This window comes from Gilliamella sp. LMG 34360 (assembly GCF_984568995.1).
The window spans coordinates 1,932,533-1,944,963 of record NZ_OZ474900.1; the positions used below are offsets into that span (position 1 = coordinate 1,932,533).

Below are 12,431 nucleotides of genomic sequence, written 5' to 3' on the forward strand. Positions count from 1 at the left end.
GTTTTATCATCATCTTTAATGAATAAGATTACCTTTCAATAAATGGCTCATATTTAAATTCAATATCAATTTTAGTATTTTCAATATCGACAGTAACAATACAGCCTACCCACGCTGGTAAACCATTAGTTAAGTTATTATCAATACTATATTGTCTTAATTTCACTAAATAATTTAACATATCGCGATTAGCTCTAGCGCCTCCAATAAATCGTTTAATATCATTTGATTTATTTATATAATCAAATTGACACTTACAATGATCCTCGTCAGGAGACAGCTCAGCTTTCATTATGACTGTTTTTGCTCCATCAGGAGCTATATTGAATAACAGTTGGCCAATTTCATTATAAATACTATTATTTTTTAACATTATTTTCCTCTAGGTGCATTTTTAAATGTGTGTTCAGATAGAGTCTCACCATCAGTTGAAGAGGTTATATAAAAGCTTTCAGACCTTAAACTCGTTCCTTCATATAAAGGCTCTATCTTAACATAGACTATTTTAGCTTCTGGCAAGTTTTTAACCCATCTATTTTCTAGCTGTTTCCATTCACCACGATTAAGATTAGCATTCATTGGCAGGAGGTTAATTTTTTCGTATGATCCATTTAGTTAAGAGGCAATTAAGCCAAATTCTTGTAAAACTTGCCATGCATCCTCCTACTTGTTCAATAATGAATATTTGCGCCAGATCTCTACAATCGTGAATGTTCGGCTATTAGCCTAGACGCAAATAATAAGACTCTAATATACAGTAAGATAAATTATAGTAATGTGTTTATATACATAAAATGTGCTTATATTTGGATTTGCTATTATCTAATTCAGCCTAACTATTTAATGATTAATATTATTCATCAAAAATAAATGGCTCATACTTAAATTCAATATTGATTTTACTTTTTTCAACATCCACCTCAACGATACAGCCAACCCAGATAGGTTCACCATTTGAAAGGTTGTTATCAAGATAATATTTCCTTAATTCAACCAATGTATCCAAAATATCAATTTCGGCAATGCCATCTGGATCATAGTCATGCTGTTCATTACATTTATTTACATAATAAAATTTATATTTACATACATCTCCTTCTGCATTAGGTTCTGCATGCATAATAAGTTTTTTTGCTTTATCAGGCCCAGAATTAATTAGGATACTTCCCAATTGATTCAAAATTTGATCTTCTTTAGTCATTAAATTCCTCCTGGTGAATTTTTAAAAGTAATCTTATTAAATTTGCCATTATCAAAAGAATACAGAACTCTAAAGCCTGTAGGTCTGGTATCTGTTCCTCTATATAAAGGCTCAATTTTAACCTTAACAGTTTTTCCTTCTTGTAGTGCCTTAAACCAATTATTTTCCATTTGCTTCCATGCGCCACGATTAAGGTTGGAATTCATTGGCAGGAGGTTAATTTTTTATTATTATCCATTTAGTTAAGATGCAATTAAGCCAAATTCTTGTAAAACTTGCCATGCATCTTTCTACTTGTTCAATAATAAATATTTGCGCCAGTTCGCTACAATCGTGAATGTTCGGCTATCAGCCTAGACGCAAATAATAAGACTCTAATATACAGTAAGATAAATAATAGCACTGTGTTTACATACATAAAATATGCTTATATTTGGATTTGCTATTATCTGATTAAGCCTAACTATTTAATGAGTTAGATTACTTGTGATCATCACCGTCATACTCACTATAAAGATCAATAAATCGTTCATACTTAAATTCAAAATCAATTTTAGCATTTTCAATATCAACAGTTATAATACAACCTATCCACGCAGGTAAACCATTAGTTAGGTTATTATCAATATAATATTGTCTAAGCTCTGTTACCGTATCAATTAAAGGAATTGTTATATCGTCATCCAGTAGATACCAATTTAATTCATCATTTTGATTATAATAATCAAATAAATAGGTGCAAGCATCCATCTCTGGGGTAAATTCTAATCGAGCAATTACTCTTTTTGCTCCATTAGGTGCTGATTTAAAAAGTAATTGCCCAATTTCATTATTTAATTGATCGTCTGTTTTTGTCATTTTATCCACCTGCTTGGTTTAATAAATTTATCTGCATAAATCGCTCATTATCTATAGAATACGATACTTTAAACCTAGTTGGTCTTATATCTGTACCCTGAAATATAGGCTCTATCTTAACTTCAACTGTTTTACCTTCTGGCAAGTTTTTAGTCCATCTATTTTCTAAAGCTTTCCACTCGCCACGATTGAGATTTGAATTCGTTGGCAGGAGGTTAATTTTTTCCTATGATCCATTTAGTTAAGATGTAATTAAGCCAAATTCTTGTAAAACTTGGCATGCATCCCCTACTTGTTCAATAATGAATATTTGCTTCAGTTCGCTAGCGTTGTGAATGTTCGGGGATCAACCTAGACACAATTAATACTTTAATATACAGTTAGATAGATTATAAAACTGTATTTATATATATGGAATGTGGTTGGGTTAGCTATTTTAATGATTAAGACTAATCATCATCTTCAAAAAGACCAATAAATCGTTCATACTTAAATTCAAAATCAATTTTTGAATTTTTTATATCTATCTCAACGATACAACCCGCCCAGATTGGCTCGCCGTTAGTAAGATTGTTATCAATAAAATATTTTTTAATTTCTAGCATGGTGTGAAATATATCATTTGTAACTTTAGGGTCAGGCACAAATTGTTTTCTATTGTTTTTATTATCAAAATAAATAAAAACATAAGTAGCAACATCATTTTCTTCTACAATTTCGATTTTTGTTATTATTTTTACCGCATCATCTGGGTAACTACTAACTAATATTTGCCCTATTTTATTATAAAGATCATCTATCATATTTATTTACTCACTTTGTTATAAAATTCTATATATAAAGTGCCTTTATTACTAATAAGAATACTCTATTTCACATTTATATGGTCTTATATCTACACCATCATATAAAGGTTCAATGTAAACTTTGACTGTCTTACCTTTTCTCAAAGCTTTAACTCTTTAATTTTCTAGATTTTTCAACTCGCCACGATTAAGATTTGAATTCATTGGCAGGAGGTTAATTTTTTCGTATGATCCATTTAGTTAAGATGCAATTAATCCAAATTCTTGTAAAACTTGCCATGCATCCTCCTACTTGTTCAATAATGAATATTTGCGCCAGCTCGCTATGGTCACGAATGTTCGACGTTAAGCCTAGACGCAAATACTAAAACTCTAATATACAGTAAGATAAATAATAGCACTGTGTTTACATACATAAAATGTGCTTATATTTGGATTTGCTATTATCTAATTCAGCCTAACTATTTAATCTGTAAGATCGTCATCTTCAAAAAGAGGGATAAATCGTTCATACTTAAATTCAAAATCAATTTTAGCATTTTCAATATCAACAGTTATAATACAACCTCTCCACACAGGTAAGCCATTAGTTAGGTTATTATCAATATAGTATTGCCTAAGCTCTCTTACCGCTTTGATTAAAGGGCTCGTTATATCACTATTCAATGTATACCAATTTAATTCATCATTTTGATTATAATAATCAAATATACAGGTACAAGCATCCATCTCTGGTGTAAATTCTAATTGAGCAATTACTTTTTTTGCTCCATTAGGTGATGATTTAAAAAGTAATTGCCCAATTTCATTATTTAATTGATCGTCTGTTTTTGTCATTTTATCCACCTGCTTGGTTTAATAATACTGTCTTTACCCAACGCCTATTATCAATAGAATATAATACGTCAAAACTCTCTGGTCTTATATCTGTACCCTGATATACAGGCTCTATCTTAACTTTAACTGTTTTACCTTCTTGCAATGATTTAGCCCATCCATTTTCTAGCTTTTTCCATAAGCTACGATTAAGGTTGGAATTCATTGGCAACATATTAATCTTTTCGCCAGGTCCATTCAATATCGAAGCAATTAAATGACCACCTTCATCATCGGCATTACCTAGTTTACCTGCTTTCAATTGTTGGTAAGTATTTCTGTCTAATTTATCAAGTTTAAGCGTCGCCTCAACCCTTACCACTCTCCCTAAATGGTCAGTATGATATTTTTTATTACCATCTACAATATATATTTTATTAGGTTGAGGATTATTAAGTTCTTTATTCCAATTGCCTTTGCTACCTGATTCAGTTTTAATAGTTACCGTTTCATTAGTTACACTTTCAAGTTTATAGTGAGCTTTTGTTTTAACGTCCGACACCATCCATTTAATTCTTGAGTATTTTAATGTTCGCAATGAATGGGAAAAAGGTTCAACTAGCGAACCAAGCAATAACCCTTCTAAAACATTTTTTAAACGTCCTTCGGCAGCGCTGTCATCAGGATTAGCTTGCAAATACTCTGTAACCGGATTTTGTAGTTCTTTGAACGATTGGACTAAATTTGATAGCCGTTCTTCGTGAGGTGCAAAAACCGTAAAATCAGCGACCCCGCCAGCAATCGTGCTTTGACCTAGCTTACCCATTTTCGATATAGGTTTAATAAATTTGAGCGCTTTAGATGCTGGAATAAAACCGACTAGAAACTGGGTTATGCCATGAGTAAGTGCACCTGATATAGTTTCAGCTTCAGGAACTTTACCAAATTGAAGAGGATTCTCCGTTTCGATGTTAAAACCATATTTCATCGTTAGGTTAATCGTCGAGGAATCCCATGCTAAATCAGATACAGATTGCGCAGCATCACGAATCCCTCCTAATAACTGTAATGGTACATCGTAATACCATGGGCGATTGTCTTGCTGCTTATCAAAAACGATATCGACATATTGGGCGTTTACGGGTAAGCTAACATAAGCGTAACCACTGCTGTCTAACGTCCCTTGCTTCAGCATCTTCTGACTAGCATTATCGAATATAGTAAAAGGTTGGTTCGCTAAATTATAAACTGTAAATTCAATATAATTATCTTGATTATCATATCTTGTTTTAAGTTCATAAGCTTTTACTTCATCTGGGGTTAATTTACGAGGCACTTTATTAACATTTGATTTTATAGGATTATTTTCTGGTTGTAACATCCCTGAATGATACTCAATCGGTATTTCAAATAAAATAGCCCGCTGTGACTCGATTGCTTCTTTTAGGGCTGCTGAGAACTTTTTATCATCTTTATTATAGGTATTCGTACCATAATATAAACCAAGCTCTTCAAGGGTTGGGTATAGGTTTTTACACTCATCTTGATGTTTAACGCAATATTTAATAATGTCATCCATCTTACTACTATAATCATAGCGGACGGGTTTTAGCTTACTATCTTGAATAATAGTGTTAAATACAAAAGATCTGGGGCGAACAATTGAATTATCTTCTTTTTGTTTTTGTAATTCTTGCCACTGCCGTGTGGTCATTAATAAATAATATTTCATGATAACTATAATTTTTTATTTTATACACTGTAACGATAATCTAAATAATATAATGAAATTTAATTTACTATTTATTCCATGAGTTATCAATTGTTATCTTATTTTAAATTTCAAACTTTGAATGATATTTATTTTAGTTGTCTTTATTATGAAAATAACTGCTTTTAGAAATTTAACATCTATTATCATTTATTGAACTGCTCTTTTATGAACTTAAGAAACTATAATCTTGCCAAGTAAAAGTTAGTTGTTTATCGGTGTGTGTTTTTAAAAATAAATTTCATTAAAATGATTTTTAATACTTTTTGTCTATAGTTGTTGTAGAAAGATTTTAAATTCCTATAAATATTGGTTTTCTCTTGTGTAGTGACCAATAGGAATCTTCATGTTTAGGAGAGGAAAAGCAAAAGTTCATATCGAAACATTCCAAAAATCACTCGTCCTCATTCATTTCAGCACTAACCTAATTGTCTGGTTTTTTGGTTACCCTTTTAGTAACAATCAAACCTGCATGGAGGGAATCATCATTCAGTTGAATTTAACATTTACTTATAAATAAAATAAATAATGACAAATTAACCTAAAAGATTTTTGATTTTCAGATATGAAATAGGTCGGTAATGTTAGCCAGTAAGTCATTATCAATAATTTCCATATTGACAGCATAATACATTATTTCATTAATTAGTCGGCAAACTTGCTTAACTGTTTCGTATTTATTGTTGTTATTTAATGGATGTAGTGATTAATTGCTATAATATCTGTAATTTGCTGTAGTGAAATCTCAAAGTAACGACCAAAGCTAAGTAATGCCTCTTTTTTGGTATACGAGCGCGTACACTTAAAACGCCAAATCTCAAAGTTATTTGCTCTGATTAAAAGGTATATACCGCCACCATCAAATGAAGAATTATCCTTATCTGTTGGCTTGGCTGCTTTTATTTGTGTGTTAGTTAATGGTAGAGTTTTTCTTGCCATAATAATTTTAGGTATATGTTTGTTGGGTATATTGCATTCATATACCTAAAAATATAACTAAAATTTGGGTTATAAATTTATCTTACTGATATTTAATGAATAATAAGATAGGGTTAATGCTTTATGTTTATTAGGTTCAATGTATTTTAAGGAATTTAAAAGAGTGTTAGTGCTGATTGATTTGGTGCCAGTGGTCGGACTCGAACCGACACGCTTTTAAGGGCGGCGGATTTTGAATCCGCTGCGTCTACCAATTTCGCCACACTGGCATTAGAAGTGTAAATAAGTAAACGTGGGCATTATACTAAGCTTTGTGATATCTGCAACAATTATTATCATAAAGCGCTTTGTTTGCCTAAAAATCCAGCTATTGCCAGCATTTATATCCTTTTGGTTTAATATTATAAATATGTAGCTATAACTGATAGCTATATAGCAATATTAATATTTTGAATAACAGATTTTGTATATTTAATTATGCCATATAAATTATCTTCAATCGGATTCTATAATTCCATCAGAAATTGCTCTAGGTTGATAATAATGTGACAGAGTTCAAAAAATCCAATCTTAATTGCCTAACAATGATTATCAGCGGTATATGATTGCTCAATCTGTTAATCAAAAAGGAGAATTATCCTATGAAATACAACCTTTGTAGTTTTTTAAAAAATATCTTTTTAGTAAGCGTCTTATCCGTTTTATATGTTACAAATTGTTTTTCATCACAGGGTATTGTTGATTCTAGTAAAACGATAAAAAGTCAAATATTAGGTAACGATGTCCATTATACGGTATATTTGCCTCCAGATTATCATAGTTCTAATAGAACATACCCTATTTTTTATTTTTTGCATGGTGGCGCGGATGGTATTCATACCGATCCTTATACTCAAGGTAACTTACAAGCTCATTTGGATAATTTAATCAATTCTGGAAAGATAACACCCATGATTGTTGTTACGCCTGATGCAACTAGAAATGGGTCTTTTGAAAATAATACCTATTATATGAATGATGCGGATGGCCAGTATCTTTATGAGGATATGTTTATCAAAGAATTCATGCCTCAAATTGAAAAAAGCTACAGGGTAAATAATTTACCCAAATTTAGAGCCATTGGTGGACTTTCAATGGGCGGATTTGGCGCTGTTTATTATAGTTTACAATATCCCGGCCTTTTTAAGGCGACGGTAGCCTTAAGTGGGGCGTTTAGAACCAAAGAAGATATAATTTCAATGGATATGAATGTATACAATCGACGCTATGGCAAAGCATTCGGTTTAAACCTTGTAGGCGAAAGCAGAGTAAATAATAAGTTTTATGATAAATATGATATTTTAAATACTACATCGAATAAATTGGAGTCTGAGGGCTATTTTTATCTTGATTGCGGTTCTAAGGATGATTTTCTTATTGGCAATACACTATTAAGTATGAATTTCAAGAAAAACAATATTAACTATACCTTTATTGCTCGCAATGGTGGTCATGATTGGTCATATTGGACTTCTGGATTTGATGATATGCTGATCTTTGTTAGTCAAAGGCTGCAAGATTTTAGATTTATTGATTAAGATTTGTTTAAGTTTTATTTTATATGAGATTACTAAATAAGCGGACAACTCTGCTTATTTAGCTAATATTCTTAGATTTAATCTAATAAACATTTTCTAGAGTAAAAATAAATACTTTTTACCACTTTCGTTTCCAAGCAGGTAATTTTTTTAGTATTACATATGCAGTATGTTTAGCTATTGAATAATCGATATGATGATTATTAGCATAACGCAGAGCAACTTCTTGCCATTTCTCATCAAACGTTTTCATTGTGCCATCATTATGAGCGCAATGCTTACAGTAATTTTTAGACATGTCATGCAAAGGATAATCACCAAGTGAAGTCATTGGCATGCCACATGCAATACACATTTTCATAGCTGAGATCTCGATTTAATTAACAATGATGACTCATTATTTGCAATAATTGCTTGTTTGAAAAATGCTACTCCGAGTTGTTATAGATTACAAGTTATCCAGTTGTAAAATAAACAACAAGCTCAGGATTTAAAAATTGAGTTCATTTTGCAAGGTTGTATCTTGGATCTTTTGTTGTTGCTGTTGCAATAATAGATAACGACGTCTTAACGCCCTTTGTTTACATAAGCGAAGCACTTCTTGCTTTTGAGTATCGGAAAAACTTAACCAATTAAATCGTTCTGTCCTAGAACGAAAGCATTTAATACAATAACCTTGTTTATCGGTTTCACAAACGCGTTTACAAGGAGAGGGTATTTCAAAAAATTCCAGTTGATCCAAGCAGTTCTATTTCCTTTTTACATATCAAAAACTTACTAATGACTTTTCAAACCTAATCCTTTGCTTAACACTTTAAAACAGTCATCACAATCATGAGTTGCTGCATTAAGTAAAGTTTGGGTTGGCGCATGGATTAATTTATTGGTTAATCGATGAGAAAACTCAGCAAAGACTTCATCAACATTCGCTCCTTGCTTGATAGCATTTAACGCTTTGATCTCTAATTCGCGTTTAATACTTTGTGCATTACTGCGATACTGTTTAACATAGTCAATTGCGTAACGGGTTTTAAGCCAGTCGATAAATTGCTCAGCTTGTTCCTGAATAATATATTGTGCTTTTTGAGCTGCCATGGCGCGTTGTTCTAAATTATTTTCAACCGTTTTTTGAAGATCATCAATCGTATATAAATGTACATTATCAAGTTCGTTAATTTCTTGTTCTACATCACGGGGAACCGCTAAATCAATAAATAACATCTGTTGATGATTTCTTGCCTGCAAGGTGCGTTCGACCATCCCTTTTCCAATAATAGGTAATGGGCTTGCAGTAGAACTGATAACGATATCGACCTCTTTAAGGCGATGAGCTATATCAGGTAGTGAAATAATTTCTGCATCAATAAGGGACGCTAATTTTAATGCTTTATCACGTGTACGATTGGCAACAAGAACATGATTAAACCCATGAGGTTTTAAATAACGAGAAATCAGTTCTATTGTCTCCCCTGCTCCTACTAACATGACATTTAATTTGGATGTGTCAGTAAACAACTTACGCGCAACAAGACAAGCAGCATAAGCAACTGAAGCCGTATTAGAGCCAATATCAGTTTGACTGCGCACAAGTTTTGCTACATGGAAAATATTTTGAAAGAGTTTTTCTAATGTCACTGACAAACACTGATTTTTTTGTGCAATTGTATAGGCAACTTTCACTTGCCCCAAAATCTGTGGTTCACCAATAATCATCGAATCCAAACCACTTGCTACAGCCATTAAATGTTCAACAGCTTGTTGACCTTCATACCAGTAAAGGGAGTTTTTGTATTGCTCAAGATCAACATTGTGAAACTGACCTAACCAATTTTCAACAAATCCTCTTAATCTAATATAATCTGTTTGATGTTCATAATTTAGATATATTTCTGTTCGATTACAGGTTGATAGTATTACACATCCCTCAATTAGAGGATGTTGGTAAAGGCTATACAGTGCTTTATCTACTGTTTCGTTAGGGAAAGCAATTTTTTCTCTTAATGCTAATGGAGCCGTCTTATGATTAACACCTAATATTGTAATTGACATTGCATTGTTTCTTCTTGAGTTTTATTTTAATCAATAGCTGTATTATGAAGCGTCCTAGGCATAACATTATACATAAAAAAATATCAAACGTTAATTTACAGTTACTTTTTCTTATTGTTGTATTATCAGTTATAATAAAATAATTCAAACGTTCAACTACAAGAGATAATTCATGTCTAAAATCAAATATGCTTTTATCCTAGTTTTACCTTTTATTATCACGGCTTGCCAGATCACTAAACCTAAAGATATTGCATCAATTGAACAACAATGGAAGACTCATCAACAAACTCTTGAACAGATAAATACCTTTCGTGTTAATGGCAGTATTGCTCAAATAAGTGAAAAGACTCGTAACTACGGGCGATTTTTAATTACCCAACAATCCGCTAACCATTTTGAAGTTAAGTTAACTACTCCGGTCGGAACAAATATATTAACGTTAAAATCGGAGCCTGATTTTGCCGAACTCATTAATAAAAATGGTAACCGTTATAGTGACACTAATATTGAGAACTTAATGAAGAAAGTATCAAATGTTAATATTCCTTTTAACTCTCTCCATAATTGGTTAAAAGGTTATTCTAACAATATTAATGATAAATTAGACAATTCTGGCAGATTAGTATCAACTGAATTTATGCAAAACAATAACAAATGGAACTTAAAAATTCCTAGTTATTCAACTTATACCTATAAAAACCAAAAAATAGATTTACCTGCAATCATAGAATTAAATCATGATGGTGAAAATATTCGTTTAAAGATCAGTAACTGGATTTTGCAATAACAGGAAGTCATAATGAAACAGTGGTATTCACCAGCAAAATTAAATTTATTTCTCTATATAACTGGGCGTCGTGCTGACAATTATCACAATTTACAAACCTTATTTCAGTTCATTGATTATTGTGACATTGTAACATTTAAAGTACGTCAGGATAACCAGATCCATTTACTGACCGAGTTTGTTAATGTACCTGAAGATAAAAACTTGATGGTTATTGCTGCCAATCGGTTAAAATCTTATACAAATCGTCAGGATTTGGGGGTAGATATCACTATTGATAAAAAAATCCCTATGGGCGGTGGACTGGGTGGCGCGTCATCAAATGCTGCAACGGTATTAGTCGCACTTAATCAATTATGGCAACTCAATCTAACAACGGAAACATTAATTGAAATAGGACGGCAAATTGGGGCTGATGTGCCTATCTTTATTTATGGTCATGCAGCTTTTGCCCAAGGCATTGGTGATCAGTTATTAACGGTTGATATTCCACAATATTGGTATTTAGTCACCTACCCTAACATTGAAATCTCCACAGTTAAAGTGTTTAATGATCCTGAACTTACCCGTAATACACCAAGCCGAGATCTTGATGATTTATTAGCTTTACCTTTTGAGCAGTTTAAAAATGATTGTGAAAATGTCGTTCGAAAACGATATCCAATTGTTGATAAGGTTATTACTTATCTGTCTCAATTTGCCCCAACCAGATTAACTGGAACTGGTGCTTGTATCTTTACTCAATGTAAAACGGAACAAGAAGCGCAACAAATTCAGCAAAAACTCAATAATAATTTTCAAGTATCAAGCTTTATTGTTAAATCATTAAACCGATCGCCTTTATATAACTAAAATAGTAAAACTGTTTATAAAACCTTAGCCAAAATAATGGTTAAGGTTTATTAATTAAAAATTTACCATAACAAAAAACTCAATTAACAAGTTCGCTTGGTATGACAAAAAGACGATCATCATAGTATTCAACACAATATAATCCATCATAATTAGCGTAACCCTGCTCAGCTAATTTAGATTTTAGCCAATCTTCATCTTTGCCAATCGATTTTAACCCATCTTCATTAGGACTTTCATTTTCTAATACAAGGACGGATATGTCTTTATCACCTTTTTTAACCACAGTTAATTGACCATTCGGCTCCAAAATGGCTTTATCAACAGTATGAATAGTAAAAATATTCTTCATTCTAAGTAGTACAGCAAAACTGGAAAAATCCAAGTTAACACTGGTAAAGGCATCTAGTTTAATTTTACCCTTTTCCATTAAAATAATCGGATTACCAACAATGAATGCTTTGGCATTTTGACTTCTTTTCTTTAAATAGTTGGAAGTATACATAATGGCTGTCCACATTATTAACACAACCAAAAAATCAAAAACGGTTAACTTTGGATTATAGATAATACCTCCCGCAATTCCACCTAAAATCATATTACCAATAAAATCAATACTCGACATTTGGGATAGTGAGGTCTTACCAGTAATTTTTAAAAATAAGATAATACAGATGAATACAACCAACAACTTTAATGCAACGACTAAAAAATCATAGTAATTCATTTTAGTATTACTCCAAAAAAGATTAATATACATTATTTAGAAGAG

Annotated in this window: 17 protein-coding genes and 1 tRNA gene; 3 read left to right on the top strand and 15 right to left on the bottom strand. The window is 31.8% G+C overall.

From position 1 onward, the window contains the following. Nucleotides 1–28: 28 nt before the first annotated feature. The 11 genes from AC5LW9_RS08710 to AC5LW9_RS08760 form a co-directional block, all read right to left on the bottom strand. Nucleotides 29–373 carry a hypothetical protein gene (locus AC5LW9_RS08710; RefSeq protein WP_493455675.1) on the bottom strand — a complete coding sequence of 115 codons (345 nt, stop codon included), beginning with the start codon at nt 371–373 and terminating at the stop codon, nt 29–31. Next, nucleotides 373–579, bottom strand: coding sequence for a DNA/RNA non-specific endonuclease (locus AC5LW9_RS08715; RefSeq protein ID WP_493455676.1), 207 nt, complete (start codon nt 577–579; stop codon nt 373–375). Before AC5LW9_RS08715 ends, AC5LW9_RS08710 begins: the two co-directional genes overlap by 1 nt. 274 nt (nt 580–853) lie before the next feature. Beyond that, entirely contained in the window at nt 854–1,201 is a 348-nt protein-coding gene (locus AC5LW9_RS08720) for a hypothetical protein (protein WP_198236884.1), read from the bottom strand. Continuing rightward, nucleotides 1,201–1,371 (bottom strand): DNA/RNA non-specific endonuclease, encoded by a 171-nt coding sequence (locus tag AC5LW9_RS08725; protein ID WP_442900081.1) that lies wholly within the window; start codon nt 1,369–1,371, stop codon nt 1,201–1,203. The genes AC5LW9_RS08720 and AC5LW9_RS08725 overlap by 1 nt, the downstream gene beginning before the upstream one ends. A gap of 310 nt (nt 1,372–1,681) precedes the next feature. Beyond that, nucleotides 1,682–2,059 carry a hypothetical protein gene (locus AC5LW9_RS08730; RefSeq protein ID WP_493455677.1) on the bottom strand — a complete coding sequence of 126 codons (378 nt, stop codon included), beginning with the start codon at nt 2,057–2,059 and terminating at the stop codon, nt 1,682–1,684. Between the two features lies 1 nt (nt 2,060). After that, the gene (locus AC5LW9_RS08735) at nt 2,061–2,279 is read right to left on the bottom strand and encodes a DNA/RNA non-specific endonuclease (protein WP_493456608.1); all 219 of its coding nucleotides are present in this window, start codon (nt 2,277–2,279) and stop codon (nt 2,061–2,063) included. 229 nt (nt 2,280–2,508) lie between these two features. After that, the gene (locus tag AC5LW9_RS08740; protein WP_493455678.1) at nt 2,509–2,862 is read right to left on the bottom strand and encodes a hypothetical protein; all 354 of its coding nucleotides are present in this window, start codon (nt 2,860–2,862) and stop codon (nt 2,509–2,511) included. Between the two features lie 468 nt (nt 2,863–3,330). Further along, nucleotides 3,331–3,702, bottom strand: a complete 372-nt coding sequence (locus tag AC5LW9_RS08745; RefSeq protein ID WP_493455679.1) for a hypothetical protein — start codon at nt 3,700–3,702, stop codon at nt 3,331–3,333. Nucleotide 3,703: 1 nt separating this feature from the next. Further along, nucleotides 3,704–5,413 carry a DNA/RNA non-specific endonuclease gene (locus AC5LW9_RS08750; protein WP_493455680.1) on the bottom strand — a complete coding sequence of 570 codons (1,710 nt, stop codon included), beginning with the start codon at nt 5,411–5,413 and terminating at the stop codon, nt 3,704–3,706. A 729-nt stretch (nt 5,414–6,142) separates the two neighbouring features. Further along, complete coding sequence (locus AC5LW9_RS08755) at nt 6,143–6,391, bottom strand: integrase arm-type DNA-binding domain-containing protein (RefSeq protein WP_493455681.1); 249 nt, start codon at nt 6,389–6,391, stop codon at nt 6,143–6,145. A 182-nt stretch (nt 6,392–6,573) separates the two neighbouring features. Beyond that, nucleotides 6,574–6,660 (bottom strand) — tRNA-Leu (locus tag AC5LW9_RS08760). 372 nt (nt 6,661–7,032) lie between these two features. On the opposite strand from AC5LW9_RS08760, the gene AC5LW9_RS08765 reads away from it, so the two are divergent. Further along, the gene (locus AC5LW9_RS08765) at nt 7,033–7,968 is read left to right on the top strand and encodes an alpha/beta hydrolase (protein ID WP_411627942.1); all 936 of its coding nucleotides are present in this window, start codon (nt 7,033–7,035) and stop codon (nt 7,966–7,968) included. Nucleotides 7,969–8,086: 118 nt separating this feature from the next. Here AC5LW9_RS08765 and AC5LW9_RS08770 read toward each other — a convergent pair whose 3' ends face one another. The 3 genes from AC5LW9_RS08770 to hemA form a co-directional block, all read right to left on the bottom strand. Continuing rightward, nucleotides 8,087–8,329, bottom strand: a complete 243-nt coding sequence (locus AC5LW9_RS08770) for a zinc ribbon domain-containing protein (protein ID WP_025315648.1) — start codon at nt 8,327–8,329, stop codon at nt 8,087–8,089. 129 nt (nt 8,330–8,458) lie between these two features. After that, nucleotides 8,459–8,710 (bottom strand): DUF1289 domain-containing protein, encoded by a 252-nt coding sequence (locus tag AC5LW9_RS08775; RefSeq protein WP_065736973.1) that lies wholly within the window; start codon nt 8,708–8,710, stop codon nt 8,459–8,461. Nucleotides 8,711–8,745: 35 nt separating this feature from the next. Next, the gene (gene hemA, locus AC5LW9_RS08780; protein WP_493455682.1) at nt 8,746–10,017 is read right to left on the bottom strand and encodes a glutamyl-tRNA reductase; all 1,272 of its coding nucleotides are present in this window, start codon (nt 10,015–10,017) and stop codon (nt 8,746–8,748) included. A gap of 172 nt (nt 10,018–10,189) precedes the next feature. Between hemA and lolB the strand changes: the two genes are divergently transcribed. Both lolB and ispE read left to right on the top strand, forming a co-directional pair. Then, nucleotides 10,190–10,807: a lipoprotein insertase outer membrane protein LolB gene (gene lolB / locus AC5LW9_RS08785; RefSeq protein ID WP_334323592.1), complete on the top strand. Its 618-nt coding sequence runs from the start codon at nt 10,190–10,192 to the stop codon at nt 10,805–10,807. 12 nt (nt 10,808–10,819) lie between these two features. Next, on the top strand, nt 10,820–11,659 hold the full coding sequence (gene ispE, locus AC5LW9_RS08790; RefSeq protein WP_493455683.1) for a 4-(cytidine 5'-diphospho)-2-C-methyl-D-erythritol kinase: 840 nt from the start codon (nt 10,820–10,822) through the stop codon (nt 11,657–11,659). A gap of 79 nt (nt 11,660–11,738) precedes the next feature. Here ispE and AC5LW9_RS08795 read toward each other — a convergent pair whose 3' ends face one another. Further along, nucleotides 11,739–12,386 (bottom strand): DUF421 domain-containing protein, encoded by a 648-nt coding sequence (locus AC5LW9_RS08795; protein ID WP_493455684.1) that lies wholly within the window; start codon nt 12,384–12,386, stop codon nt 11,739–11,741. Nucleotides 12,387–12,431: the final 45 nt, after the last annotated feature.

Excerpts from the sequence above, each read along its gene's own strand:
- AC5LW9_RS08710 (WP_493455675.1), bottom strand. The coding sequence starts at position 373 with ATGTTAAAAAATAATAGTATTTATAATGAAATTGGCCAACTGTTATTC.
- AC5LW9_RS08715 (WP_493455676.1), bottom strand. The coding sequence starts at position 579 with ATGAATGCTAATCTTAATCGTGGTGAATGGAAACAGCTAGAAAATAGA.
- AC5LW9_RS08720 (WP_198236884.1), bottom strand. The coding sequence starts at position 1,201 with ATGACTAAAGAAGATCAAATTTTGAATCAATTGGGAAGTATCCTAATT.
- AC5LW9_RS08725 (WP_442900081.1), bottom strand. The coding sequence starts at position 1,371 with ATGGAAAATAATTGGTTTAAGGCACTACAAGAAGGAAAAACTGTTAAG.
- AC5LW9_RS08730 (WP_493455677.1), bottom strand. The coding sequence starts at position 2,059 with ATGACAAAAACAGACGATCAATTAAATAATGAAATTGGGCAATTACTT.
- AC5LW9_RS08740 (WP_493455678.1), bottom strand. The coding sequence starts at position 2,862 with ATGATAGATGATCTTTATAATAAAATAGGGCAAATATTAGTTAGTAGT.
- AC5LW9_RS08745 (WP_493455679.1), bottom strand. The coding sequence starts at position 3,702 with ATGACAAAAACAGACGATCAATTAAATAATGAAATTGGGCAATTACTT.
- AC5LW9_RS08750 (WP_493455680.1), bottom strand. The coding sequence starts at position 5,413 with ATGAAATATTATTTATTAATGACCACACGGCAGTGGCAAGAATTACAA.
- AC5LW9_RS08755 (WP_493455681.1), bottom strand. The coding sequence starts at position 6,391 with ATGGCAAGAAAAACTCTACCATTAACTAACACACAAATAAAAGCAGCC.
- AC5LW9_RS08765 (WP_411627942.1), top strand. The coding sequence starts at position 7,033 with ATGAAATACAACCTTTGTAGTTTTTTAAAAAATATCTTTTTAGTAAGC.
- AC5LW9_RS08770 (WP_025315648.1), bottom strand. The coding sequence starts at position 8,329 with ATGAAAATGTGTATTGCATGTGGCATGCCAATGACTTCACTTGGTGAT.
- hemA (WP_493455682.1), bottom strand. The coding sequence starts at position 10,017 with ATGTCAATTACAATATTAGGTGTTAATCATAAGACGGCTCCATTAGCA.
- lolB (WP_334323592.1), top strand. The coding sequence starts at position 10,190 with ATGTCTAAAATCAAATATGCTTTTATCCTAGTTTTACCTTTTATTATC.
- ispE (WP_493455683.1), top strand. The coding sequence starts at position 10,820 with ATGAAACAGTGGTATTCACCAGCAAAATTAAATTTATTTCTCTATATA.
- AC5LW9_RS08795 (WP_493455684.1), bottom strand. The coding sequence starts at position 12,386 with ATGAATTACTATGATTTTTTAGTCGTTGCATTAAAGTTGTTGGTTGTA.